We start from the raw sequence: 24,937 nt of genomic DNA, 5'->3' as shown, positions 1-24,937 counted from the left end.
TGTTTTCAGCCGTAGTGATTTAAAATTCAATTTCCTCTTCATGAGAGTTGAGAGACTGCATACTTTCATTTGTGGAATTAACCCAAATACAGGTATAAAGATAATTCGCTAATTCACTGAGTGTGACAAATTCAAATACCTTCCGCAGAGGCAGTTCCACTTTGAATTTATCACGGATGTGGGTAATCAGTTGGGTTACTAATAAAAAATGACCCCCCATATTGAAGAAGTTATCATGGTGGGCTACGTCTACACCCGCCCCAGCGATCGCTTCATATTGAAGCAGCTTCGACCACAATTCAGCAAGCAATTTTTCTGTCGAGGTTACAGGCAATTCAATGTCTGTTGAGAAACCGATTACATTTTATCAAGTTACTAAATCTAAAGTTTGATTATGACCTAAGAAGTTTTTTCTACTTCTTTTGATAAACCTTTAGTTTGAGTTTTCGGCTTGTACCAGGTAATAAACCTCTTGCACGAAAAAACCAGATATAAAGACTCTTTTATTTTTTACTCCTGTAGAGACGCAATTAATTGCGTCTCTACTCCTGACTCCTAAATCCTACTATATTGTCATTCGACCTGAAATCTCAGCGAATGTAATAGTGACAGGACTTACGCAAGTGTTATATTTTTAACGCCAGAGGTTGTCCAGAGTCAAAGGTCAAAAGTCCAAAAAACCTTGATTCTTGACCCTTGACCCTTGACTCTTATACCAGAAGCCTTGTGTGCCAGTTGCGTAAGTCCTAAGTGAAATTACTCTTCAACGATTTCAATTGTCTTTGGGGGCTGAGGTACTTGAGAATCAGTAACGATTTCTGGGCTAAGTTGGTTTTTCAGTTTTAGTTTTAGCTCCTCTGTAATAGGTAAATCTTTAATTTCTTTGAGGAGAAATCTTACGGATTCGGTTTTGCTACGTTCTGCATAAATATTCGTGAGAACGGCTTCAATTCCAAATCCCGCTATAGTCTCCCCTACAAGGGTTGCTAGACCAAGCACGCCCAGACCTCCTATGATGCCAAACGGTCCTCCCAATGCTGTGAGAGCAGCCACAACGGCGGCACTACCCATCATCCCTGATGCTGAGATTGCAATCACCAGAAGTATGCCAGGAAGACCCAGAGCGGAAATTTTTTTAACAACTTCATCCATTGTAATTACCTAAAATCCTTACACTCTTGGTTAAAACATTACTAAGGGTACGAAAATGAATTCTTTGTAAATAAAGAAACTCATCTCAAAACCTAGACTAAACCAGATAACAATCATTTGCGCTCAGATTGGGTTAATACTTGATAATTTTTATCTCTATTCACCCTGATCTGATTTAGTTGGATAAAATACTACACAACTCATCGATTTGTTGACTTCTTTCTTGAATAAGTCGATGGGCTACTGCTTGTAGCTGACGAAGATTTTCTGACTTGACATTATCGATGGCTTCCAAGTCACCCGCTAGGAATGTTTGAAACCGATAATAAGAACCTTTAATTTCTTTGTCACCAGGCTCAAATAAGCGTTCTAATTCTCCGGCTACTACTTCACTACCACCGTCCATCACAATATTTAAGAGAGGTCTTCCCCATTGCAAAAGTCCCCAATTTTTGACTTCCTTATAAGTGTAGACACTTGTAAGAGAACCCGTACCTAATGAGACTATCAATATATCATCCGTATGCAGAACTGGTCTTTTTTCTTGTCTACTAATTTTCGCTTCCATAATCGCCAAATTAGCTGGATTATTAGCAATCAATCCTCCATCGACTAAATTATAGAAGCCGTTGGGATTATGGGAAGTAGAAACGTGATAAGGAGGAAAATAAGTCGGAGTCGCACTAGTTGCCATTGCGGCATCTGTGAGGGTAAAGCCGATGCATAACTTGCGAAACTTTTTAGATTCTGTCTGTTGTTTTTCTACTTTGTTGGTAAAGAATATGGGAATTCGTTGCTCGATATCGTAACTAGTTACGAAAACTTCTTTGAGATTATTTTCCAGAGGGGTGTTGCCAAAATATTGCCTGATAATTTCTTCTCTTCCATCAGAAGCATATTTTGGCTGGGTAAACATATCTTCTAGTGGGCCGAGTATCTGTTCAAAGAATGGCTCGTAAAAGATCTCAGCCCCATACTCAACATATAGGTTGAGGAGATCCTCAGCACTGTATTGGGCAACCGGCGAGTTATCAGGTGCGTCTAAGATTAATTGGGGTTTAGTTAGTCCGAGTGCAAGAATTCCTCCGGTGGAAGTACCAGCAATTAAATCGAACATACTAAAAATCGGCTTTTGTGTCCGTTTTTCTATTTCTGCAAGGATCATTGCTGGGATAATCCCCCGAATACCGCCGCCATCAATGGAAAGTATTTTATATTTGGGATTGGCTGTTGTATTCATAGTTTTTTGCGATCGCTCCTGAGTTAATGTTTCTGGTTGTTCTTGCTGTTGGATATTGACTAGAACTTCGTTTTCCCTAGTTTGGGCTGTTTCGGCTTTCTCCTGCTTTGGCTGAGGGGTTGGAGTGGTTTGGATGTTGTTGGATTTTTCCCTATCTCTCCTTGTCCCTTTTTTTCCTTTCGACTGAGGCTCGTCTTTCGGTACCACTGGCGCTAAAGTAGGTGTCGCCTCGAGAAGGACGCCAGTTTCTACAACGGGGGGAACCTCAACGGATACTTGCTGCAAGTCGGCTTCGCCAACGGTAGTCCCTTCAACAGAGGGAACCTCTTCAAGGGACTGGCCCCCCTCCTTTGGACTGCTCGCTGTCTCATCTTGTCTCTGGCTCTCATTCGATGATTGTGCGCTCATCTGGAGGCTTGACGTTTCGTGTACCGCAAATGGAACTTGTGCTAAATCCCAGTTGGGATTACCATGCAAAGTTCCATGAAAGGTATTTCCAATCTGGTTTCGGACAGTTGTGCCTTGTCCTTCATTTAATGTCCAGTAGGCGACTAATCCTTGTTCATTACCGACTAGAGATCCAGAGCGATGCGTTTGGATTTCCACTGGGGGACACGGGTAATTCCAAACGCTGATGTGAGCTAACTGACCTGTGAAATATATTTTGTTGTGTAAAGTCGCGCCCAGAGTTACAGGACTAGATGCTTTGTTTAAAGAGTCACCTGTAAGATAACCAAAATACTCATGATCATCTAGATATATGGTCAGTTGACCCCGATTAAAAACAATAGCAAAGAAGTGCCATTGTCTGATACTTAATTCTCCATTGCCAAAGGTTTTGATAACCTTGTCAATCTTCTCATCAATATATACATCTAAGTTCCCTTCTTCACTTATGCCAAACTCAAAATTATCGCTGTATCTATCTGAAGAACGGGCAAAAAAGACATTACGCGTCCCATAAGTACTGGTTTTATTTTTTAGCTCTTGAGGATTAACCCATCCGGAAATTGTAAAGGCTGAACTTCCCTCAGCAAAAACACCACCAATATCATTCTTACCAAAATCTATATAATCATCCTGACCATCAAATGTCAGAACTGATTGGGTATGTACATTTGTCACGACATTTTAATCTCCAGCGCTAGAAATAAAGGAGCTATTTAAAAATTATTCTATGATTGTTTAGTTACCCTTCTGTGTCTAGATTGCCGTTCAAACAATATCATCAGGCATGGTAAATCACCTGAAGAGAAACGCTGTGTGTGCCGGGGGTTTTACTGCTTCGTCGTATTTTTGTCTTGGACACGGAACAGCCTGGACAGAAACGGGGAATTAAGCTTTTAAAATAGAGTTTGCGGATTGATTAATACCTTTGTTGGGGGTCTGACTGAAAATTTGATATAGTAATCCGATTTGATTAGTGACCTGAAAATAATGATGGAGATGTAAAACTGAATAAAGCTTATCCATCCAAATAATCTCAGCTTTATCAAAAAAATGCAATAGCAGGTAAGACAGTTAGGGAGACAGTTAAAAACTAATTATGAGACAGTTAAGACAGTTAAGACAGTTAAGACAGTTAACAATAAAGTAGATTAGTCTTTATAAACTCCTAAATTTTGTTTTAATCCCTCTTTTGTTACTTTGAGAAAGTCAAAACAGAAAAAAACTCAAATGGCTACGGGTAAAAGGCTATTTGAAATATATCAAAAAGAACTATGACTGACGTAATAGAAGATTTGATTGACTCAGTTAAAGCTTAAAAATTTTGGTGATGCTAGATGGCAGTATACTAATTGAGCCAGTGAGTGATTTTAGGCAGTTCCTCTGCTTATTTGGGTTATTCAAGTAGGGCGGGGCGATCGCGTTCAAATTGAGAAAGTTAAATCAGGTAAATCATCGGATTTACTTAAAATGAATAAACTTCCATCTCCTCCACGTCCAATTCTCAAGGTTTCATCTAAGTAAGTAATGTCGAGAGTGGCAATTCTGCCCGTAGGATTATTAGCATTTGATACCTTAAATGGGTTAAGTTGGGGAGTATTAATACTGGCAATCTTCTGAATTGATAGGTAGCGTTTGTCAAAATAGACGTTGAGGCGTTTATTCGGTAGAGGCTCAAAACTTTCTTTCGCTGGCTCAAAGCTAGCTGTTACTTTGACATATCCTGATAGTAGTCCAAGAGAATGCTTAACTTGCGCTAGATTGAAAAACAATTTATCTACAACATCAATCACCTGATATACTTTACCCACCTTTAACCCCAATGGCAGGGAAGCTAAAGAGCGGATTTCTTTAGCAGTGGAGTATTGCAGTTGCCAAGCTCCTTCCAGCAAAGAAGTAGCGTAAAGCAGAGGATAGAGATTAGGATTAGCGCTTTCCAATTCCGTCGTCAATTGTTCAATTTCTGCTGCTAAGGTTTTGTCTAGCTTCAAATCGGTAACAGGAGAGCCATCGTTCCTGGTTTGAATCTGCTCAAGCCTTGCTTGTAATTTTTCTTTCAATAAGAGTCGATTGTTCAAGGATTGAATATTTTCCTTATTTTTGCTTACAATTTTATTTGTACTAGTACTTATCTAAGAAATTATAATAAGACTATTTTTGGCAACTTAGTATAAGCACGATAGACTGAGGGAAATTTCTTGAGGAAGTATTGATGGCACAGTCAAACCGGGTAAAAACTGAAACATCTACACAGGAATTGCCTACGGTTTCAGACATTGAACAGCCAGTAATAATTGAAGATTCGGCTGAACCAGTAGAGGATGTCCAGGATATTGACAGCATCTTGAACTCACTAAAAACTTTATTGAGTACCGTAGAAAAACTTCAAAAAGTTCGGCAGGAAGTAGGCGACATCAAACCTTTGATTGGGCGGATGCTCGATGGGGAGCTGCTTGCGGGTGAAGAACTAGAGCAACTCAAGACAGGCGTAAGCGGTCTTTCTCGCCTGGTTCGTGCTTATAGTGATCATCAAGCGGCGCTGAGCAAAGCGCAACCTGCTAGAAACTTACTAGACCAAGTGCTGAAAGAGGGCCAGGCATAATAGAGATGTTCTCGACCTTATAAACGAATAGCAAGCTTCAGTGATTATATGCGATCGCCCTGCTAACCCCGCCCAGAATGCGCTCCTTAGAGGCTCTACCTTTGTTTTAGGCAATCAGAGGCAAAGTCTCTTCAGCTAAAACACATTTAAATTGCACAATCATTCATGAGGGCTGTCATGCGTCATTTGTCATTAGTCGAAAGTATTTACAAAGGACGCATGACAAATGATTAATGACGGTTTTAGCCAGTGAATGTGCAACTTGGAAGTCCCTTAGCTTATAAAGCTTTACGAGCCTGAAGCCTGGTAACTAGAAGAAGTAACTGCTATATAACTGCTAACTTTTAACTCTTTAAACTGCACAATTCAACTCGCCAGCTTTTTGGGTAAAGCGGCGGTTTTCCCGATAATCCACGGGACAATCGATCACCGCAGGCACATCTTGAGCCAGGGCTTCTTTTAATATGGGAATCAAATCAACAGCAGACTCAACCCGGTAGCCTTTTAAACCCATGCTTTCGGCTAATTTGACAAAATCGGGATTGCCAAAATGCACGAAAGATGAGTTCCCTTTGCCAAATTGATTTTCTTGCTTCCATTCAATTAACCCGTAGCCACCATCATTGAAAATTAAGGTGACAAAAGGTGTACCGACACGCAAAGCTGTTTCTAATTCCTGGCAATTCATCATAAAACCGCCATCGCCAGTTGCTGCTACAACTTTGCGGTTGGGATGAACGAGTTTTGCTGCTAAAGCACCAGGAATGGCAATACCCATTGCTGCAAAGCCATTGGAAATAATACAAGTATTAGGACTATGACAATGATAATGACGGGCAATCCACATTTTATGTGCGCCAACATCAGAGATGACGATATCATCTGAACCCATTACCTGCCGCAAGTCATAAATTAACTTTTGTGGTTTGATGGGAAACCCCTCATCATTGGCATGTTCTTCATAGTCAGCACGAATATTTCCCCTTAAGCTGATAGCAAAAGGATTAGCTTTTCCGTGGCGATCTGCCAATTTTAAGATTTCATAGAGGGAATCAGAAATATCTCCTACTACTTCTGCATGAGGAATATAACTACTATCAATTTCCGCCGGACTTACCCCAATATGCACAATCGGAATTTCACCATCGGGATTCCATCTTTTGGGGGAAAATTCTATCAAATCATAGCCAATAGCAATTACTAAATCTGTGTTGTCAAAGCCACAGGTAATGAAATCTCTTTGCTGTAAACCCACTGACCATAAAGCTAAGTGATGAGTGTAGGGAATTACGCCTTTGCCCATGAAAGTATTGGCAACAGGAATATTCATGCTGGTGGCGAATTGCGTTACAGCATCACTAGCGTGAGAGCGAATTGCTCCATTTCCTACTAAGATTAAGGGGTTAACTGCCTGGGAAATTGCCGCTGCTGCTGCCCGAATACTTGCAAAAGAAGCATAGGTTTTTTCGCTATTATCCTTATGCAAAGGTTTGCCTTCTACAGGCATAGCAGCAATATTTTCTGGTAAATCAATGTGAACTGCACCAGGTTTTTCGCTTTGCGATCGCTTAAAGGCTTTCCGCACAACTTCTGGTGTAATACTCGGTCGCACTATCTGCTTATTCCACTTGGTAACAGGGGCAAACATTGCCACTAAATCTAAATATTGATGGGATTCGATGTGCATTCTATCTGTTCCCACTTGACCGGTAATTGCCACTAAAGGCGCACCATCGAGGTTAGCATCTGCCACCCCAGTCATCAAATTGGTTGCTCCAGGCCCAAGTGTAGAAAGGCAGACTCCAGCTTTTCCTGTCAGGCGTCCGTAGACATCCGCCATAAAAGCTGCACCCTGTTCGTGACGAGTAGTAATAAATTGAATGGAAGAATGTTTCAATGCTTCCAATACATGTAAGTTTTCCTCGCCAGGGAGTCCAAAGACATATTGCACCCCTTCATTTTCCAAGCACTGTACTAACAGTTCAGCCGTATTCATTTGATTTCCTCACTAGCGATGAACAAAATTGGGCATGCCCCATGCCCCATGCCCCATTCCCCATTCCCAATCACTTCACCCACACAGTTTTAACGTTGACAAACTCATGTATACCCTGGATACTCAGTTCTCTGCCATACCCAGAATGTTTAATACCACCGAAGGGCAATCGAGGATCAGATTTAACCATCCCGTTGATAAATACCGCACCTGCTTCAATTTCCTCAACTAAGCGATCGCTTTCTTGATCATTGGTTGTCCAAGCACTTGCACCTAAACCAAAGGGTGTAGCATTGGCGAGTTTAATAGCAGCATCGATATTCGGAACACGGAATAACAACGCTACCGGGCCAAAGAATTCTTCTTTGGCAATTGAACTGTCATGGGGGATATCTTTGATAATCGTTGGTGGATAAAAGTTCCCCGAACGATCTGATAAAGGATGTCCACCTGTGAGGACTTTACCACCGCTTTCTATGGCAGCTTGCACCTGTTGGTCTAAATCCTGGAGGATACCGGGGGTTGCTAATGGGCCCAAATCAGTGTCTAGTTGCATGGGATCGCCTATTTTCAGCGCCTCGAATTTTTCTAAAAGCAATTTTTCAAATTGGTCAGCGATCGCCTCTGCTACAATAAAACGTTTGGCTGCAATACATGATTGCCCATTATTTAACATCCGCGCTGTAGTAGCTGTGACAACTGCTGTCTCTAAATCAGCACTTGCTAACACTATAAATGGATCACTTCCTCCCAATTCCAGGACGGTTTTTTTGATTTGTTTTCCCGCAGCAGCAGCGAGGGATGCGCCTGCTGGTTCGCTTCCTGTCAAGGTAGCAGCTTTAACCCGCTCATCAGCCATTAAATCGGCGACTTTGGCAGCACCTATCAACAGAGTTTGAAATACACCTTTAGGAAAACCTGCTCGTTGAATAATATCTTCAATTGCCAAGGCGCACTGCGGCACATTAGAAGCATGTTTGAGTAAGCCGACATTCCCCGCCATTAGTGCAGGTGCAGCAAAACGAAAAACTTGCCAAAAGGGGAAATTCCACGGCATAACCGCGAGAATGGCCCCCAATGGTTGGTAGCGAACAAAACTATGGCTGGCATCAGTTTTTACAGCAACATCAGCTAGAAAACTAGGTGCGTGTTCGGCATAGTAGCGGCAAACGGCGGCGCATTTTTCTACTTCTGCGATCGCTGCTTTGAATGGTTTGCCCATTTCCAGAGTCATCACTTTAGCAAATTCTGCTTTGTCTTGCTCTAAAATATCCGCAGCTTTTTGCAACCAGTGCGATCGCTTAGAAAAACTAGTTTGGCGATACTCCTCAAAAGCTTGATGTGCCAAATCGAGTTTGGCAGCAATTACTGTATCGTTATATGGCTCAAAGGTTTTGAGCGTTTCCCCAGTGGCGGGATTGATGGTGGCGATAGCCATTGCCTGACCTCCCGTTAAAAATAGCTTAAAGTAGGCTTCTTAGTGTTACATATATATGTGTGTGGAAGCCACCACCTAAATTTTAATCTTTTAGCCAAGAATTGGTTGCTTAATATTACATTTTCGCAATTAACTTATAAACTAAATATACGGATTAACTATGTATTTATAGTTAAATAAAGTTGATTTAGAAAAACCTTCAGGATAGACGATACAAGCAATCCATGACTAAATAATTCGTAATTTGCAAGTGGTAATTTGTAATTAATTAATTATGGTTTTATCGCAACTAACTTTAGTTAGATAAAATAGAAAAAAGCGCAGCCTGATTGCTCCAGATTAAGTGAATTTATTCATGGTGTAAGAATTACTAATCTTGCGTAAGTCCTGACAGGCAAGACATATATTTTATAGTAGAGACGTTACATTGCAACGTCTCTACATGGTTTATCTGTCACATTATTTTTTAAATTCGTATAAATTATCTTGACAAAATACTAATCGTGTGAATTAGTAAAAACTGATAAACTTATTGGTGCTTTGGAGAAGCCTATAGCAATTCTGTGATGGAAAATAGGCGTTGTCGGTCTATTTTTTGAAGCTTGAGTTTTTCGGCGTAGAAAGCTTGATAATAGGACTGATAGCGCTCTGGTTCAGCTTCTGGATCGGTTTGTTGCCATAATTCTAAAAAGTGACGATAGCGTTTTTCCCGCATTACTAAATCCATACAGGCGATCGCAGTTTGAACCCCTAGAGTGGTGCGAAGCATATCATCTTTCTTGCTTTTTTCATTTAAATGAAACAAATGGGACACTAATCCCAATTCTTCAGACAATTCTAAGTATCTATCTTGCAGAGTTGATATTAAATCTCCTTGAGCTACACTTGACTCTAAAATCTGTTGCCACAAAAATCGGTGGTGGGAAAGGCTAAATTGTAAATCTCGCTCCTCTAGTTCCTCAACAATAGCTTGACGCTGTTCGGGACAATGCATGTAAATTCGCAGTAATAAAGCTTCTGCGTGTTCTAAAAGACTGCGATCGCTAGGGATTGGAGATGGGGAAACACTACCTCCCCATGCTTTCTTTGCTGACACTGGTTTAGAGTATGTAGCCACCGCAGTTGGAGCAATCTGAGTTAATAGATTTTCGACTCGTAGAGGTATAAGTCTGGTATCTCCTAAACTGAGTATTTCTGCACAGTAAGAAATATAATAATTACGAGTATCGCTGTTAGCTATATTTTTGAGTAACTTTACTATCTGTTGAGTTACTTGCTGAAAATCAGTAGCTTGTTTTAAGTCGCGGTCTTTAATAATTTGCTGAATCTGCCAGTCTAGCCAAAGTGGCGCATTTACTAACAGTTGGTGATAGTCTTCTGGGGTGTGGCTATACAAGTATTCATCCGCATCTTTGCCATTGGGTAGGTTGAGAATCTTTAACTGAACTTCGCCTTTATATGCCAGTTCGGCAATTTCGCCGATCGCTCGTTCTGCGGCATTAGTTCCGGCTTGATCAGCGTCAAAATTGAGTACCAATTGCTTCGATTCAGTGTAGCGTAATATCTGTCGCACTTGTTCCAAGCTTAAAGCAGTACCGAGAGAGGCGACAGCGTTGGTAATACCAGCAGCGTGGAGAGCGATCGCATCAAAATATCCCTCTACCACCACCGCTTGATCGAGTTGGGAAATCCCACCTTTGGCTTGATCAAGGGCAAATAATGTTTTACCTTTACTAAAAAGTTCGGTTTCGGGTGAATTTAAATACTTAGGTTGCTCATCAGTGAGAGTTCTACCACCAAAAGCAATCACCCGCCCTTGGACATCGCGGATGGGAATCATCAGGCGATCGCGAAACACATCATAATAACCGCCCCCTTCTTTTCGGGGTTTAATCAATCCCGCTTTTTCCAGCAGTTGCGCTGGGTAGCGTCTATCTTCCACCAAATAGCGATGGAGAGTTTCCCAACCTGCGGGGGCATAACCTAAGCCAAACTGCTTAATAGTTTCTTCCTTAAGATAGCGGTTGGATTGCAAATATTGCATTGCCTTTTGCCCTTGAGATTGTTTAAGGGCGTGTTGATAAAAATGTGCCGTCGAAGCCAGAACTTCATATAACTGCTCACGCAAAGATAGCTGACGCTGTAATTCTTGCCTTTGTTCTGGTTCCAGGGTTTGTACAGGTACTTGATAACGCCGCGCTAAATCCAGTACTACTTCCGCAAATTGGCGCTTTCCCAAATCCATTACAAACTTAATGGCATTTCCTCCAGCTTGACAGCCGAAGCAATAGTACATTTGCTTAGTCTGGCTGACGGTGAAACTAGGAGTTTTCTCATCGTGGAAGGGGCATAAACCGACGAAATCTTTCCCTCGTTTGCGTAAAACTACGTATTCTGAGACGACATCTACAATGTCAGCTCGTAGTTTAACTTCTTCAATGGTATCTGGGTGCAAGCGCGGGATTTGCATATTTAGTTATTATTCATAATTGATTATATTTTGCCGCAATCTTCAATTCACCTGTCAAGGATTACTTTGCCAAAATTGCGGCATTTATGCTTATTGCAAACTGGCTGATAAACGAGTGTTATTTTTCCTCAAGCTATTCAGATGGTAACTCGAATAAACTTAGCAATTGATAAAATTGTAAATCTAGCCTTCCAAAACATCAGAGGATTTACATCCGTGACACTCAAAGAGTTAGAACAACAACTTCTTGCCCTCAGTCCTGGTGAAAAATTGCAGGCTATACAGTTACTTGCTCAAAGTCTCGGCAACAATTGGCAAGGAATTGAGAAAACTCCTAAAGTCTGTGGTGGAGAGGCTCGCATTGCTAAAACTCGTATTCCCGTCTGGGTACTTGTGGAAGCTCGCCATCTTGGATATAGTGATGCTGACCTTTTGACGAGCTATCCAACCATTACAGCTACAGATTTAGCTAATGCTTGGATATATGCAGAAGCTAACCCCAATGAAATCGAATTGGCAATTGAGCGTAATGAGGTAGCCTAGTCGATGGCACGGTTTTACGCAGATGAGCAATTTCCGTTTCCAATTGTGCAATTATTACGTACTTTGGGGCATGATGTTTTGACAGTCCAAGAAGCAGGAAAAGCAGACCAAGGTATAGCTGATGACGAAGTGCTGGAATTTGCTACAAGTCAAAAACGCTCGATATTAACTATCAACAGACATGATTTCAGGACTTACGCAACTGGCACACAAGGCTTCTGGTATAAGAGTCAAGGGTCAAGGGTCAAGAATCAAGGTTTTTTGGACTTTTGACCTTTGACTCTGGACAACCTCTGGCGTTAAAAATATGACACTTGCGTAAGTCCTGGATTTTATCCGTTTGCATCGTCGTAATTCTAACCACTTCGGCATTATTGTTTGCACGAACAATCGTAATTGGGAACAGTTTGCAGCACGGATAGATGATGCTGTGACAGCAGAAGAACCGTTGCAAGGAAAAACTAATTCGTGTGATACGTCCAGTCACTTAAAAAGGTTTTGATGGAACGCGCAAACTTGAGATATTAAGATGCGATATTGCCCCTTCGCCCCTAATCCCCAAAGAGCGCCACGTGTTCCCCAATTCTCAATCCTCAAGTTTAGAGAAATAACAAAGGACAAACGACAAAGGACTTTTGATGGCTATTATATTCTTGTTGCTAGACCAAGAATGATCTATATAACTGCTTACACTTAATTTTATCAGAGGAAATACTGAAAATGGGACGTATTTTTATTTCGGCAGCTCACGGAGGCAAGGAAGGTGGAGGAATTGATCCAGGTGCGATCGCAGGTGATACAACTGAAGCTAGAGAAATGATTCTACTACGGGATTTAATTGTCACAGAACTGAGGGCAAGGATTTTTGAAGTTTTGTCAGTCCCTGATGATCTGAGCGCCGCCCAAACTATTGCTTGGATAAATTCCCGTAGTCGTCGGGGTGATATAGCGTTAGAAATTGAATCTGATGCCGCTAACAGTCCTTCTGTGCGTGGGGCTAGCGTCTTCTACATTACCAACAATAATGAGCGCAAGAGCAATGCTGAACTGTTGCTAATGGGATTATTACGCCGCGTACCCCAATTACCAAATCGGGGAGTTAAACCAGATACAGATAGTGGCTTAGGTAGTTTGGCATTCTGTCGCCGGACAACACTTCCTTCTTTGTCGATGCAAGTCGGTTTTCTTAGCAGTCCAGAGGATCGCGCTTTGCTGCAAACTCGTCGCCGCGATTTTGCTTTGGGAATTTCTGATGGATTGGCATCTTGGAGTCGGGTGATTGACCCCAGTCCCGGAACTCCTGAAGAACCGACTTATATGGCAATTAATATCAATATCAACGGGCAAAATTACTTAGAGCAAGGGGTGCTGATTAATGGTAATGCTTATATACCTATTGATTTAGTAGATCGCTTGCGGATTGACCTATCGAAAGCGTCTAATGTTCGCCGGATTACCTATCGCAAAATAGTATATGTTAAAGCGATCGAACTGAGAGATTTTAATGTTGCAGTTAGTTGGGATGCTGCAACTCTTACTGTCAGCTTGCGATCCAATTTGGTAGTTTGTCCTGGTCAATTGGATCGAGTGATGTCAAACGGTAATACCTCGGAAGTGCAGTTGCAACTATTCCTGAGAAACAATCATGAAAATGCCTTGGTAAAATTTCCTGACATCCCAAAACTCTATCGGGAAGAAGCAGGTATCGAGGGGGTGAACTATGACATTGCTTTTTGCCAAATGTCTGTAGAAACTGGTTTTTTACGCTTTGGCGGCAGTATTAGACCTGAGCAAAATAACTTTGCAGGCTTAGGCGCAATTGGTGGTGGTGTGGAGGCTGCGTCTTTTGAAAGTGCCAGAATTGGTGTGAGGGCGCACATCCAACATTTAAAAGCTTATGCTAGTTTAGAACCTTTAGTGCAAGAAGTAGTAGATCCACGGTTTCGCTTTGTCACTCGCGGTGTTGCACCATTAATCGAACAGCTATCAGGGCGCTGGGCAGCAGATGTAAATTATGGTGCAAAGATTACAGCAATGCTTAAACGACTGTATGAGTCAGCAGGACTTTTATGAGTGCCGAGTGTTGAGTTTTTCGGCGTTGCTGCGATCGCCTGATTCATATTTTGATAAGAGGCAGGGGGAGGGGGCAGGGGGAACTAAAGGTACAAGGCTCACCCGCAAGTGGCGTGAAAGCTCCCTTGCTCCTTTTAAGAGTTGGTTGAAACCTCACCCGCAAGTGGCGTGATTTTTCCCCCTGCTTTTTCATTCAGCAACGCCACGTTTTTCAATATAGTTGTCTTGACTTAACTTGCATAAACTTGCATACTAGTAAAGGTAAAAACAGTTTCATAGAACTAATTAAAAAGCTTAACAGCTTACCTATTAGGACTTGAGGGGTTATAGCTCAGTTGGTAGAGCGCCTCAATGGCATTGAGGAAGTCAGCGGTTCGAATCCGCTTAGCTCCATTCAATTAACACCAACAAAAATGAGTGAATAATTGTAATATCAACTACAATAATCCACTCTAAAGTTACTGAATATAGTCACGAAAAAACACCCAATTTAGATCATTTGCAATTGGGACATTCTAAACCAATTAACGTGACTCAGTTCCTTGATTGGGGCTACCTGCTACAGAGTCTTCTCCTGGTGCTTCTGGTGTAGCAGTGGGTTTAGCATCATTCTTTTCAGCATCGCCTGTTTTGCGGATACTCTCTTCGATGGGGGTTTGATAACCACCAGAAGCGCTGGGTGTAGTACCTTGATTATCAGATTGTTTTTCTTCAGCCATTATTATTCTCCTAAAAATCATTTAGTCTTTGGCATTATTCTAAGAAAATAGGAAGGGCGAGTTCATCTATCTAGAATCTAGTTATGGCTGATTGATCTCTCTATCGGAAGTATTGTTTAGTACTACTCATATCTGCTTTTAAGAATGCATAAACCAGAGGTTGTTGAAGTATGAACAGTTCCAGCAGTTAAGGGAGAACTTGAAACAGTTTGAAGTGATTATATGCCAAGATTCCTTGGTAATTGCTTAATTATCAGCCGATATTGACTGTCAAATATTCACAGTACTACCGTAAAAAGAATAACCTGTAGTTTTTAATACCAAGGTTAATCATGTCATTAATGAAACAGCACGATTTATCATTACCAACTGGGTGTGTTCTCCGCAAGGCAACATCTGCGGATAAGTGGTCAATTATATTGTCGGTGTTTTCAGCTAAACTTGACCCAACTCAATTACGTTGGCAGCAATTCTGGGTAATTGAATGCCATGGAGAGATAGTAGCTTGCGGACAGCTACGTAATTTCTTAAAAGCACAAGAACTTGGTAGTTTAGTGGTTGCACCTGGTTGGAGAAGTCGCGGTTTGGGTACTTTTCTCGCGCAGCATTTGATCAACACGGCGACTCAACCACTGTATCTTGAATGTCTAGGTGAACAACTAGCGCAGTTTTATAGTCGCTTTAGGTTTGTGCCAATTTCTTTTGAGGACTTACCGCGATCGCTCCAGGGTAAGTTTAGATTATCTGAATTAGGTAAAAAGCTGATTAAAATTCCCGTAGTTTTTATGTATTATCCCGGTCATACCTAAAATAACAGAGCAAATTATAGTAATCCGATTTGATTCGTGAACTGACTCGTAGAGACACCGAATGGGGGATAGGGGATAGAGAATGGGGAATGGGAAAAAAGGGAGTTAGAGGTGTATGCAGTTTTTTCCAAAATAAAATAGGAATCCTATATCTGGAATTCTGGTACTTGAATGTGTAGTTAAGTTGGTTCCTAAAAACAAGAGTATGCAGCTAAAACCAAGGAACAAACAATCATTGCATAAAACCAAATAAACCAACTGTATACATTTATAGAGATCAAACTCAACAAACCTAACAACTTTGTAATTCTGAATGATAAGGTGAGTAATTATGACAAGCTTTACTCAAATCTACTTACACAACGACCTACTGCATCCAGTCCGCGAATGGTTAGAAGCAATAGAAATTCATAATTCCAAACTAGCTCATTTCTTATGCAAGGCCATTCCTGCTCAATGTCCGTTTGAACGAGATATTACAGTATTTAGTCGGAAGCTATTCCACATTCCACCAATGTGTAAATTGAATCCGCTTTATGAGCAAGTGGTGAGTCTGCGTTTTAAAGCTTTGTGTTATCTTGCCGATGAATGCGGTGAAGATGTCACAGTTTACTGTTAATAGCCAGTTAAAGTCTCTTGTGAGTCAACCAGCTATTGGTAATTGTAGATTTACGGTTGTTACTAACTCAGGTTTATACTAAGCTAACGTACACCTAATTTAGATATCTGGCTATTTAGCAGCTAGCACGTATCTAAAGTGTTTCTAGACCGTATTTTTGCTTACCACACCCTGCTGAAATCATTAACATTATCATGACGCACATCTTACTGGTTGAAGATGAAGTCAAACTGGCTAGATTTGTCGAATTGGAACTGACTTATGAGGGCTATCAAGTCAGTGTCGCCTACGATGGATTAACTGCACTCACCGCAGCGCGGGAGTTACATCTAGATTTAGTAATTTTAGACTGGATGTTGCCCGGTTTGTCGGGGTTGGAAATTTGCCGCCGTCTGCGAAGTAGTGGTGATAAAGTGCCGATAATTCTATTAACCGCCAAAGATGAAGTGAGCGATCGCGTTGCCAGCTTAGATGCTGGTGCTAATGATTACGTAGTTAAACCCTTCAGCGTTGAAGAATTACTAGCTAGAGTCCGCACTCATCTGCGAAGATCCCAGGAAGCAGACGCCGCAGATATCTTAGAATTTGAAGATCTGAGCTTAAATCGTCGCACGCGGGAAGTGTATCGGTGTAATCGGTTCATTGAGTTAACCGCCAAAGAATTTGACTTACTGGAATATTTACTTGCTCATCCACGACAGATAATTACGTGCGATCGCATTTTAGAGAAAGTTTGGAATTACGACGACTTTATGGGTGATTCCGACATCATCGAGGTTTACATTCGCTACCTGCGCCTAAAACTCGAAACTAATAACGAAAAGCGCCTCATTCAAACTGTGCGTGGTGTAGGCTACGTGCTGTGTGATTAACTTTAGGAATCGCGCAGAACCCCAAACCTCATATTTTTTGGAGGGGTAAAAGGTGAATCAAACCTTCCCACCCTAATCCCTTCGGGGTGACGCTCCTACGTCGCTAATAGGAGAAATCCCCTTGGCGCTGGCTCACCTTCTTCCAGACTACAAGGGAGATTATTATAGGACTTACGCAACTGGCACACAAGACTTCTGGTATGAGAGTCAAGGGTCAAGGGTCAAAAATCAAGGTTTTTTGGACTTTTGACCTTTGACTCTGGACAACCTCTGGCGTTAAAAATATGACACTTGCGTAAGTCCTGTATTTAGTACTTATCCAAAAAATACTGTCCCCAAACTCCAATTTTTAGCAGAGTTTGGGGATTTTGGTAATTTTAGGAAAAACTTATCTAACTCAGAGTTAACTATACTAGGATGCACAAAGCTAACTCTCTACGACAACACACAACGTTAGAACTGCAATGACTTATTTAGAAACAGCAGCGCAATTCTATGGCGAAGTCGCCCAAACACCACAAGTTGGACTTTGTTGCGTCCAAAGTACACCCCTGCAACTACCAGGACTGAAAATTCCTGTGCCAATGCAGGAAATGAACTATGGTTGTGGTACTACCGTTCACCCTACCGAGCTAGGAAACCAACCTACTGTGCTGTATGTCGGTGTTGGCGGTGGCTTAGAAGCATTGCAATTCGCTTACTTTTCTCGCTATGCAGGTGCTGTAATCGCTGTTGAACCTGTTGCAGCCATGCGGGAAGCTGCTACACGTAACTTGGAAATTGCTGCTCAGGAAAATCCCTGGTTTGACACCAGCTTTGTAGAAATTTGCGATGGTGATGCCTTTCATCTACCTGTTGCTGATGCTAGCGTCGATATCGTGGCACAAAATTGCCTTTTCAACATCTTTGAACCAGAAGATTTAACGCGTGCTCTAAAAGAAGCATATCGGATATTAAAACCAGGTGGACGCTTACAGATGAGCGATCCAATTGCTACTCGTCCAATTCCAGCACATTTACAACAAGATGAGCGGCTAAGAGCCATGTGTTTATCAGGCGCTCTTACCTACGAAGAGTATACTCAACTTATTATAAATGCTGGTTTTGGTCAAGTTGAAATTCGTGCTCGTCGCCCTTATCGTCTGCTAGATTCCCAGACTTATAACTTAGAAGAAAATTTACTTCTAGAAAGTCTCGATTCTGTTTCTTTTAAAGTTGCTATTCCCGAAGACGGTGCTTGTATTTTCACTGGTAAAACAGCAATTTATGCTGGTACAGAACCCTTATTTGACGACTCAGCAGGCCATCTGCTTCAGCGTGGTATCCCCGCAGCCGTGTGTGACAAAACCGCAGCTAAGCTTGGGTCTCTAAAGCCAGCAGAAATAATGATTACCGATTCAACCTGGTACTATAGTGGCGGTGGCTGCTGTTAACTCCGAATATTTAAAATGTTGTTAATCAGTATCAGTCTATTTCTAGCTACGCTTTTTTTAGCTTACTCAAATGGTGCCAATGACAACTTTAAAGGTGTAGCAACGCTGTTTGGTAGTGGAACGACTAGCTACCAAACAGCGATTTTGTGGGCTACTTTTACAACTTCGGCTGGTGCGATCGCTTCGATTTTTTTGGCAAATAAACTACTTCAAAACTTCTCTGGCAGAGGAATAGTACCAGATGCGATCGCTAATACATCAGAGTTTCATATTGCAGTAGCGATCGCTGCTGGGTTGACAGTCCTCATTGCTACTCTTACAGGATTTCCTATTTCCACAACTCACAGTTTAACAGGTGCGCTTATTGGCCCTGGATTAGTAGTGATTGGACTCAAAGTTAATTTTGCAGCTTTGGGAAATTCCTTCATTTTGCCTTTATTACTAAGTCCTATTATCGCTATTCTTCTGGGAGCAGGAATTTACAGCTTATCTAACTATATCAATTGCAAATGGAGCTTATCAGTTAATCCAAAAATGATTGATACTTGTCATTTTATGAGCGCTGGTATAATCAGTTTTGCCAGAGGCTTGAATCACACTCCCAAGATTGTTTCACTCATTTTGATTATTGAATCTTTCTCGATTCAGGGAGCAATGATCACTATAGTAATAGCAATAGCGCTGGGAGGTTTACTTAACTCCCAAAATATTGCCGAAACCATGAGTACAAAAATTATTTCAATGAATAAAACTCAGGGCTTATCAGCCAATATGGTAACTGGAGTTTTAGTTATTGCGGCTACTCAATTGGGACTTCCTATTTCTACCACTTACGTTTCTGTTAGTTCCATCTTTGGAGTAGGACTGATTACTAAAAAAGCCAACAAGCGGGTTTTTTACCAGATACTGCTATCGTGGATTTTCACTTTACCAACGGCCGCAATTATTAGTGGAATAACCTACAGATTATTGCAAGGTTAGACCAATTAGGTAGACTTTTAAGTAGGTAGGTATAATTAAACATATAAATAAATAAAATTCTAGTTCGTAGTGTACCCCTTTGGGGAAGCAAGCTACGCGTAGCGTCTCGGAGAGAGCGATTTATCGCTCAAAACAGGGATTATCAGGACTAAAGTTCTTACTTTTATTTATTTACGCCTAGCTACTTACTAATATTTAAGGAATAATGACCAATGCAGACTAAATCAATAACTCAACTAGATAAATCTATTACGCCATTCAAACACAAACTTAATTCATCTTTGACAAAAAAGGAAATTACTGTTTTACAGATTAATCTGGGTAAACGCTGCAACCTTGCTTGTACCCACTGTCATGTCGAAGCTAGTCCAAAACGCACAGAAGAACTTTCCCCAGAAATTTGCCAACAGCTGATTGAGGTAATCCACAGATTCCCTGAAATCCAAATTGTTGATTTAACGGGTGGCGCACCAGAAATGAATTATGGATTTAAGCCATTAGTAGAAGCAGCAAAGTTAACAGGAAAACAGGTAATTGTCCGGTCTAATTTGACTATTTATTTTGAGGATGAATTTGGTGATTTACCAGAATACTGTGCTAAACATCAAGTAAAAATAGTTGCATCTCTGCCTTGCTACCTAGCAGATAATGTTGACAAGATGCGCGGTATAGGTGTTTTTGATAGTTCAGTCAAAGCTTTGCAATGGCTTAATCAACTTGGTTATGGCAAAGAGCCAAATTTAATTTTAGACTTGGTTTACAATCCCCAGTTGCCCACAAGTGAAAAATTTTCCTTGGCTCCGGAACAGACAACCCTAGAACGAGATTACAAAATGTTCTTACAAGAACATTTTAAGATTGTGTTTAACAACCTCTTCACCATTACCAACCTACCAGTTGGCAGAACTAAAATGCATTTAGAGCGGAAAAAACTTTACACCAGCTATTTGCAGTTTTTAGAGTCACATTTTAATCCCAGTACAGTTGAACATTTAATGTGTCGCAATGAACTTTCAATTGACTATCTGGGCAATGTATATGATTGTGACTTTAACCAGATGATGAATCTTCCTGCGAAAACTCACAATGGTGAACCTCTAACAGTTGCTAAACTACTGGAAGCTGGCAGTTTAAACTTGATTAATGAGATACAAACAGCCCCTTATTGCTATGGTTGTACTGCGGGATGTGGTTCCAGTTGTGGTGGTGCTTTGCTCTAAAGCCAGCTAAAAGGTCAATTGATTTTAAATTTTGATTGATTGTTCAACAATGTCTTTATGTCATCAAAGGAAAATTTTGTTACGAATTCTGTTATGTATACATCACTTATAGCTAGATAGATTTATGATGATATGTAGTTAAGTCTCCTCACACCACACTAAAAAGCCGTGGAATATTCTAAATTTCCACGGCTTTTATTTTTTTATTAGAGATAAAATCAGCAATTAACATCTGCGCTTATTTAAAACCTTTGAAAGCGATAAAGGCGCGATATTAGGCATAGCTTATTCCTCTAACAATTTCTGCAATAGTGTATAAATATCTCCTTTGTCACCCTCTTTCCGCAGTCCTACCCCAACTACTAAAACCACTACTCTCTCAACTTCTACTTTATAAATAATCCGGTAGCGTTGCCCTACAGCCCGAACGCTGAGATATCCCTTCAGCTTGTCAACTAGCGGTTTTCCCTGTTTGTCTGGATCGATCTTAAGTTTATCGATGCGATCGCTCAGAGATTTTTGGTGACGCTGATCCTTCACGCTAGTCAGCATTTCTAAGGCTAGTGGTGTTAGCTGAATTTCATACTCTATATTGACGGCTTGCGTTGTATCAGAGTCCAAGCTTGGCTTTTACTTCCTTCCAGCTAATAGTTTTTCCCTGTTCCGCTTGAGCTATACTTTGCTCTAGCTGATGAGCGAACTCACGATCAGATAAGATCGCCAAGGTTTCTAACAAAGATTCAAATTGCTCAAAGCTAAGTGCTGCCATTACTGGCTTACCATGCTTAGTGATAATAACTGGCTGATCTTTCAAATCATCCGGCAAATCTAATAGTTGTCGTCGAGCTTCTGTAATAGTCAAGTACTTTGGCATATAAACAAGTGTACATTCAAATGCACATTGATTATAACCTTAGCGCGATGTCTACGACGGGCTACGCCTACACAGTTTGCCCTTAAACATAGCTCCATGTCCTCATTACGCTAAAGTTGCAAATGAGCGTAGATCTAGGAGCCAGGAGGAAAGAGTCGTGAAAGCAGTCGTAATGACAGCAGCTGGAAGTCCTGAAGTTCTGCAAATGCAGGAAGTACCAAACCCTGCTATTCCTGTGGGGAATACTGTTTTAGTACGCTTGATAGCGGCTGGAATTAACCCCATTGATACTAAACTTCGTAGTCGAGGGACTTTCTACCCCGATCGCATACCTGCAATTTTAGGATGTGATGGTGCGGGTATTGTTGAAGCAGTAGGGGCTGGTGTTCAGCGTTTTCGGCCAGGAGATGAGGTATATTTTTGCTATGGCGGTTTGGGCGGACACCAAGGCAATTACGCAGAATATACCGTTGTCGATGAGCGGTTTGTGGCGCCCAAACCCGCTTCCATTTCCTTCGCGGAAGCAGCAGCAGCGCCTTTGGTATTAATCACCGCTTGGGAAGCTTTGTATGAACGAGGACGATTGGAACCTGGAGAACAGGTTTTGATTCATGCGGGTGCTGGTGGTGTCGGTCATGTAGCAATTCAATTGGCGAAACTTAAAGGTGCTAGTGTATCTACTACTGTGAGTTCTGAGGAAAAGGCTAATTTCGTCAAACAACTCGGTGCTGACCAGGTAATTTTTTACAAACAAACAGACTTTGTACAAGCAGCTTTAGATTGGACTAATGGGGAAGGCGTAGACTTGGCTTTTGACACTGTAGGTGGAGAAACCTTTGATAAAACTTTCCCAGCGGTGCGGGTATATGGCGATATTGTGACGATTCTCGAACCAGATGCCAATACTGTTTGGAAAAATGCCAGAATGCGTAACCTCCGCATTAATTTAGAATTAATGCTGACACCAGCATTGCTAGGATTGGAGGAGAGTCTTCAGCACCATGCAGAAATTCTCGAACAATCTGCTACTTTGGTTGATCAGGGTAAGTTAAAAATCCACGTTAGTCATAAGTTTCCGCTAAAAGAAGCGGCTAAAGCGCATCAATTACTTGAAAGTGGGTCTATCACGGGTAAAATTGTTCTGCTGATTAGCGATGAATGATTTACAGTAGATTTGGAAAAATTATTTTTTAAACGCAGAGAAACGCTGAGGAAGGCGCAGAGGAACGCTGAGAAAACCCTCTGTGTACCTTTGTGTTGCCTCTGCGTTTTATTAATTTTACTCTGCCTGACGCCACCAGCTTGGGCAGTACAGGCACAACCAGAACGCACACCCTTAACTCTGGAATTGTTGCAAGAGCGTTTACGTACACCGATGCTCCGTGAAGGCAATTTGACGGTGGATTTGCGGCAAATGGTGATTGATTTGCGTCCAGAAAATCTCAGTTTCCGTGATGCTTTTTACCAATTGTTGCGAAAGGAATTAAATGCAAAATCTCTGGGTTTAGACCTCAGCTATTCTTTGATTCAGGGGGATTTTGTGGGTAGCGATTTGGGTTTAAGAACACCCCTCTATGCCCAAGGGATTTCTGGCGACAAGCTGCGGGGCGTTTACGCCCCTATTTTCACTGCAACTGAACAAGAACAACTGGAACGCTTGCGCTTTGTATGTTTGCAGTCACTTACAATCGCTTTACCCAACTCAAAAGACTGTCGATCGCTTTTGGGAACTCAGTCAACTCCAGTCAGTGAAATTACGGTCTTCCGTGGTGCGTTGACACTGGTGCAAACTCGCTTCAATGGAGAAGTAAAGTTTCTCAATACATTCTTTCTTCAGTCTGTGGATGCCCAAAACGCTACCTTTCTCCAACCCACTAACTGGACTGAAACCAGATTCAGTCGTCCCGTCAACTTTACCAATACTAATTTCCGGCAACCAAGCAATTTTCAAAGCAGTGTTTTTTTTGACAAGGCTAATTTTAAACAAACCCAATTTCAAGAAACCACTGATTTCCAAGGCAGTATATTTATAAATCTTGCGAACTTTAACCAAGCAAGTTTTAAGCAATTGGCTAAATTTAGTAGAGTGCAATGGCAAGATCATGCAGATTTTTCTGATGTGCGCTTTTCTAATCAAGCCCAGTTTACTAAAGCTAGTTTCAATCAGTTGCTCCTCATAGAAGTAACTTTTGAACAAGCTGTGAGCTTTCGGGAAGCGGAATTTAACCAACCTGTAAATCTGCGTGGTGCAAGCATTCTCAACCAAGCAGACTTTAGCGATGCGAGGTTTACCACGGAAGCTTATTTAAGTGTACCTGGTTTAACTTTTAACTCTAATCAAGCGAAAATTTTAGGCAATCCCGGTCAAATTGGTAAGATGTTTTGCATACCGACGTTGCAAGGTAATCAAAACGTCTTGCGTAATTTGGGACAAAATTTTCGTCAGCAGCAGCAAGTTACTGATGCAAATCAACTGGAGTACACTAAACAACAGCTGCGCCTGACAGAGTTAAACCGCAGTTTAATGGCTACAAATATTAATAGTGCAACTATTGCAAGTTTGATTAATCTGGGTTTTTCTAAAACTCAAGCAGAAGCGATCGCCCATCGCCGTCGAGTCCAATCGTTTCGCAACAGCAGCGAGTTACTGACTTTAGCAGACATTGATTTAGAAAAATACATGCAGCTGAGCGATCGCTTAGTTGTCACCGAACCTCTTTCCCCTGGTGCGTGGTTACTGCAAGCTTGGAGTTGGTTGGCGTTAAGTATACTACTGCTGTTGAGTGGCTATGGTACAGATTTTTGGTTAGTGTTTGGTGTGGGAGGATTAGCGATCGCTTACTTTGGTTTGCTATTTTGGCTGGTGGATCGCTATCGCCGTCTGCATCCTGTACCAATTATCCCTACATACTATGAAACCACTTCGATATTAATTAGTTTTAGCTTTTTAACATTCTTTAGCTTATTAGCTATCTTTCGTAATGCCGAACAACCTTGGCTCACACTAGGGTGTCTTTTAATGATCATTGTTCCTATACCAGTAGCTTTATTATTCCAACTTTATCAACAAGGTCGTTATCACGACTTAATGAACGTTTCCTACTTTACAGAAGATGGCACATTTCGACAATTACGATTATTAATTGGGCGCTTACCAGTTATTCCTAGAAATGAGACTTTCCGCGAGCGATATATGCCTCTATTATGGAATCGCCGCTGGAACTGGCTCAGTTACTATGACTTTAGCCTCAATAATCTAGTTAAATTAGGCTTTAACGATATTCGTCTACGAGACGAACACCTACCTGGTATTATCTCTGCACTGGCTTGGTATCAATGGAGTTTGGGTGTAATTTACATTACCCTAGTTTTGTGGACTCTTTCCCGCACAATTCCTGGATTAAATCTGCTGATTTATCTCAAGTAAAGAATTCTCAAATGCACCATAA

24 protein-coding genes and 1 tRNA gene are annotated in these 24,937 nt (G+C 41.3%); 15 read left to right on the top strand and 10 right to left on the bottom strand.

Going from position 1 to position 24,937, the window contains the following annotated elements:
• Window positions 1–19: 19 nt before the first annotated feature.
• The 4 genes from IQ246_RS09535 to IQ246_RS09520 form a co-directional block, all read right to left on the bottom strand.
• Complete coding sequence (locus IQ246_RS09535; protein ID WP_208492092.1) at window positions 20–334, bottom strand: phosphopantetheine-binding protein; 315 nt, start codon at window positions 332–334, stop codon at window positions 20–22.
• A 422-nt stretch (window positions 335–756) separates the two neighbouring features.
• Complete coding sequence (locus tag IQ246_RS09530; RefSeq protein WP_194002334.1) at window positions 757–1,152, bottom strand: hypothetical protein; 396 nt, start codon at window positions 1,150–1,152, stop codon at window positions 757–759.
• 175 nt (window positions 1,153–1,327) lie between these two features.
• Window positions 1,328–3,517 (bottom strand): patatin-like phospholipase family protein, encoded by a 2,190-nt coding sequence (locus tag IQ246_RS09525; RefSeq protein WP_194002332.1) that lies wholly within the window; start codon window positions 3,515–3,517, stop codon window positions 1,328–1,330.
• 746 nt (window positions 3,518–4,263) lie between these two features.
• Window positions 4,264–4,917: a PAP/fibrillin family protein gene (locus IQ246_RS09520; RefSeq protein WP_194002330.1), complete on the bottom strand. Its 654-nt coding sequence runs from the start codon at window positions 4,915–4,917 to the stop codon at window positions 4,264–4,266.
• Between the two features lie 134 nt (window positions 4,918–5,051).
• Here IQ246_RS09520 and IQ246_RS09515 point away from each other — a divergent pair, with 134 nt between their 5' ends.
• Window positions 5,052–5,441 (top strand): hypothetical protein, encoded by a 390-nt coding sequence (locus IQ246_RS09515; RefSeq protein WP_194002328.1) that lies wholly within the window; start codon window positions 5,052–5,054, stop codon window positions 5,439–5,441.
• A 352-nt stretch (window positions 5,442–5,793) separates the two neighbouring features.
• On the opposite strand, the gene IQ246_RS09510 is transcribed toward IQ246_RS09515, so the two are convergent.
• The 3 genes from IQ246_RS09510 to dnaG all read right to left on the bottom strand — a co-directional run bounded on the left by IQ246_RS09510 (window position 5,794) and on the right by dnaG (window position 11,345).
• Window positions 5,794–7,437, bottom strand: coding sequence for an acetolactate synthase large subunit (locus IQ246_RS09510; RefSeq protein ID WP_194002326.1), 1,644 nt, complete (start codon window positions 7,435–7,437; stop codon window positions 5,794–5,796).
• Between the two features lie 70 nt (window positions 7,438–7,507).
• A complete protein-coding gene (locus IQ246_RS09505; protein WP_194002324.1) occupies window positions 7,508–8,875 on the bottom strand; it encodes an NAD-dependent succinate-semialdehyde dehydrogenase in 1,368 nt (455 codons plus the stop codon).
• Window positions 8,876–9,425: 550 nt separating this feature from the next.
• Window positions 9,426–11,345 carry a DNA primase gene (gene dnaG, locus IQ246_RS09500; protein WP_194002322.1) on the bottom strand — a complete coding sequence of 640 codons (1,920 nt, stop codon included), beginning with the start codon at window positions 11,343–11,345 and terminating at the stop codon, window positions 9,426–9,428.
• A gap of 141 nt (window positions 11,346–11,486) precedes the next feature.
• On the opposite strand from dnaG, the gene IQ246_RS09495 reads away from it, so the two are divergent.
• The 6 genes from IQ246_RS09495 to IQ246_RS09475 all read left to right on the top strand — a co-directional run bounded on the left by IQ246_RS09495 (window position 11,487) and on the right by IQ246_RS09475 (window position 14,354).
• A complete protein-coding gene (locus IQ246_RS09495) occupies window positions 11,487–11,888 on the top strand; it encodes a DUF433 domain-containing protein (RefSeq protein ID WP_208492091.1) in 402 nt (133 codons plus the stop codon).
• Window positions 11,889–11,891: 3 nt separating this feature from the next.
• On the top strand, window positions 11,892–12,161 hold the full coding sequence (locus IQ246_RS09490) for a DUF5615 family PIN-like protein (protein ID WP_194002320.1): 270 nt from the start codon (window positions 11,892–11,894) through the stop codon (window positions 12,159–12,161).
• A 67-nt stretch (window positions 12,162–12,228) separates the two neighbouring features.
• Window positions 12,229–12,390: a hypothetical protein gene (locus tag IQ246_RS31240; protein WP_339379226.1), complete on the top strand. Its 162-nt coding sequence runs from the start codon at window positions 12,229–12,231 to the stop codon at window positions 12,388–12,390.
• 218 nt (window positions 12,391–12,608) lie between these two features.
• Window positions 12,609–13,961: an N-acetylmuramoyl-L-alanine amidase gene (locus IQ246_RS09485; RefSeq protein ID WP_194002318.1), complete on the top strand. Its 1,353-nt coding sequence runs from the start codon at window positions 12,609–12,611 to the stop codon at window positions 13,959–13,961.
• Window positions 13,939–14,133 (top strand): hypothetical protein, encoded by a 195-nt coding sequence (locus IQ246_RS09480; protein WP_194002362.1) that lies wholly within the window; start codon window positions 13,939–13,941, stop codon window positions 14,131–14,133. Before IQ246_RS09485 ends, IQ246_RS09480 begins: the two co-directional genes overlap by 23 nt.
• 148 nt (window positions 14,134–14,281) lie before the next feature.
• A tRNA-Ala gene (locus IQ246_RS09475) sits at window positions 14,282–14,354 on the top strand.
• Window positions 14,355–14,485: 131 nt separating this feature from the next.
• Here the strand turns inward: IQ246_RS09475 and IQ246_RS09470 are convergent.
• A complete protein-coding gene (locus IQ246_RS09470; RefSeq protein ID WP_194002316.1) occupies window positions 14,486–14,680 on the bottom strand; it encodes a hypothetical protein in 195 nt (64 codons plus the stop codon).
• Window positions 14,681–15,021: 341 nt separating this feature from the next.
• Here IQ246_RS09470 and IQ246_RS09465 point away from each other — a divergent pair, with 341 nt between their 5' ends.
• The 6 genes from IQ246_RS09465 to arsS all read left to right on the top strand — a co-directional run bounded on the left by IQ246_RS09465 (window position 15,022) and on the right by arsS (window position 20,614).
• Entirely contained in the window at window positions 15,022–15,489 is a 468-nt protein-coding gene (locus tag IQ246_RS09465) for a GNAT family N-acetyltransferase (protein ID WP_194002352.1), read from the top strand.
• A gap of 331 nt (window positions 15,490–15,820) precedes the next feature.
• Window positions 15,821–16,108 (top strand): Mo-dependent nitrogenase C-terminal domain-containing protein, encoded by a 288-nt coding sequence (locus tag IQ246_RS09460; RefSeq protein WP_194002314.1) that lies wholly within the window; start codon window positions 15,821–15,823, stop codon window positions 16,106–16,108.
• Window positions 16,109–16,302: 194 nt separating this feature from the next.
• On the top strand, window positions 16,303–16,980 hold the full coding sequence (locus tag IQ246_RS09455) for a response regulator transcription factor (protein WP_194002312.1): 678 nt from the start codon (window positions 16,303–16,305) through the stop codon (window positions 16,978–16,980).
• Window positions 16,981–17,444: 464 nt separating this feature from the next.
• Window positions 17,445–18,413, top strand: coding sequence for an arsenosugar biosynthesis arsenite methyltransferase ArsM (gene arsM / locus IQ246_RS09450; protein WP_194002310.1), 969 nt, complete (start codon window positions 17,445–17,447; stop codon window positions 18,411–18,413).
• 15 nt (window positions 18,414–18,428) lie between these two features.
• Window positions 18,429–19,394, top strand: a complete 966-nt coding sequence (locus tag IQ246_RS09445) for an inorganic phosphate transporter (RefSeq protein ID WP_194002308.1) — start codon at window positions 18,429–18,431, stop codon at window positions 19,392–19,394.
• Between the two features lie 212 nt (window positions 19,395–19,606).
• Window positions 19,607–20,614: an arsenosugar biosynthesis radical SAM (seleno)protein ArsS gene (gene arsS, locus IQ246_RS09440; RefSeq protein WP_194002306.1), complete on the top strand. Its 1,008-nt coding sequence runs from the start codon at window positions 19,607–19,609 to the stop codon at window positions 20,612–20,614.
• Window positions 20,615–20,899: 285 nt separating this feature from the next.
• Here the strand turns inward: arsS and IQ246_RS09435 are convergent, their stop codons facing one another.
• Window positions 20,900–21,235, bottom strand: coding sequence for a type II toxin-antitoxin system RelE/ParE family toxin (locus tag IQ246_RS09435; RefSeq protein WP_208492090.1), 336 nt, complete (start codon window positions 21,233–21,235; stop codon window positions 20,900–20,902).
• The gene (locus IQ246_RS09430) at window positions 21,225–21,488 is read right to left on the bottom strand and encodes a type II toxin-antitoxin system Phd/YefM family antitoxin (RefSeq protein ID WP_194002304.1); all 264 of its coding nucleotides are present in this window, start codon (window positions 21,486–21,488) and stop codon (window positions 21,225–21,227) included. The genes IQ246_RS09435 and IQ246_RS09430 overlap by 11 nt, the downstream gene beginning before the upstream one ends.
• 157 nt (window positions 21,489–21,645) lie before the next feature.
• Here IQ246_RS09430 and IQ246_RS09425 point away from each other — a divergent pair, with 157 nt between their 5' ends.
• Both IQ246_RS09425 and IQ246_RS09420 read left to right on the top strand, forming a co-directional pair.
• A complete protein-coding gene (locus IQ246_RS09425; protein ID WP_194002302.1) occupies window positions 21,646–22,650 on the top strand; it encodes a zinc-dependent alcohol dehydrogenase family protein in 1,005 nt (334 codons plus the stop codon).
• A 12-nt stretch (window positions 22,651–22,662) separates the two neighbouring features.
• Entirely contained in the window at window positions 22,663–24,915 is a 2,253-nt protein-coding gene (locus IQ246_RS09420; protein ID WP_194002300.1) for a pentapeptide repeat-containing protein, read from the top strand.
• Window positions 24,916–24,937: the final 22 nt, after the last annotated feature.

The sequence above is a fragment of the aff. Roholtiella sp. LEGE 12411 genome, assembly GCF_015206995.1.
GTDB lineage: Bacteria > Cyanobacteriota > Cyanobacteriia > Cyanobacteriales > Nostocaceae > Komarekiella.
Note: the sequence above shows the minus strand (reverse complement) of the source record. Positions and strands in the feature narration are given on the sequence as shown.

What these genes read in the sequence shown, in the direction of transcription:
- IQ246_RS09530 (WP_194002334.1), bottom strand. Translation starts at nt 1,152, where the DNA reads ATGGATGAAGTTGTTAAAAAAATTTCCGCTCTGGGTCTTCCTGGCATA.
- IQ246_RS09495 (WP_208492091.1), top strand. Translation starts at nt 11,487, where the DNA reads ATGGTAACTCGAATAAACTTAGCAATTGATAAAATTGTAAATCTAGCC.
- IQ246_RS09510 (WP_194002326.1), bottom strand. Translation starts at nt 7,437, where the DNA reads ATGAATACGGCTGAACTGTTAGTACAGTGCTTGGAAAATGAAGGGGTG.
- IQ246_RS09505 (WP_194002324.1), bottom strand. Translation starts at nt 8,875, where the DNA reads ATGGCTATCGCCACCATCAATCCCGCCACTGGGGAAACGCTCAAAACC.
- arsS (WP_194002306.1), top strand. Translation starts at nt 19,607, where the DNA reads ATGCAGACTAAATCAATAACTCAACTAGATAAATCTATTACGCCATTC.
- IQ246_RS09445 (WP_194002308.1), top strand. Translation starts at nt 18,429, where the DNA reads ATGTTGTTAATCAGTATCAGTCTATTTCTAGCTACGCTTTTTTTAGCT.
- IQ246_RS09460 (WP_194002314.1), top strand. Translation starts at nt 15,821, where the DNA reads ATGACAAGCTTTACTCAAATCTACTTACACAACGACCTACTGCATCCA.
- IQ246_RS09515 (WP_194002328.1), top strand. Translation starts at nt 5,052, where the DNA reads ATGGCACAGTCAAACCGGGTAAAAACTGAAACATCTACACAGGAATTG.
- IQ246_RS09470 (WP_194002316.1), bottom strand. Translation starts at nt 14,680, where the DNA reads ATGGCTGAAGAAAAACAATCTGATAATCAAGGTACTACACCCAGCGCT.
- arsM (WP_194002310.1), top strand. Translation starts at nt 17,445, where the DNA reads ATGACTTATTTAGAAACAGCAGCGCAATTCTATGGCGAAGTCGCCCAA.
- IQ246_RS09465 (WP_194002352.1), top strand. Translation starts at nt 15,022, where the DNA reads ATGAAACAGCACGATTTATCATTACCAACTGGGTGTGTTCTCCGCAAG.
- IQ246_RS09430 (WP_194002304.1), bottom strand. Translation starts at nt 21,488, where the DNA reads ATGCCAAAGTACTTGACTATTACAGAAGCTCGACGACAACTATTAGAT.
- IQ246_RS09485 (WP_194002318.1), top strand. Translation starts at nt 12,609, where the DNA reads ATGGGACGTATTTTTATTTCGGCAGCTCACGGAGGCAAGGAAGGTGGA.
- IQ246_RS09480 (WP_194002362.1), top strand. Translation starts at nt 13,939, where the DNA reads ATGAGTCAGCAGGACTTTTATGAGTGCCGAGTGTTGAGTTTTTCGGCG.
- IQ246_RS09490 (WP_194002320.1), top strand. Translation starts at nt 11,892, where the DNA reads ATGGCACGGTTTTACGCAGATGAGCAATTTCCGTTTCCAATTGTGCAA.
- dnaG (WP_194002322.1), bottom strand. Translation starts at nt 11,345, where the DNA reads ATGCAAATCCCGCGCTTGCACCCAGATACCATTGAAGAAGTTAAACTA.
- IQ246_RS09455 (WP_194002312.1), top strand. Translation starts at nt 16,303, where the DNA reads ATGACGCACATCTTACTGGTTGAAGATGAAGTCAAACTGGCTAGATTT.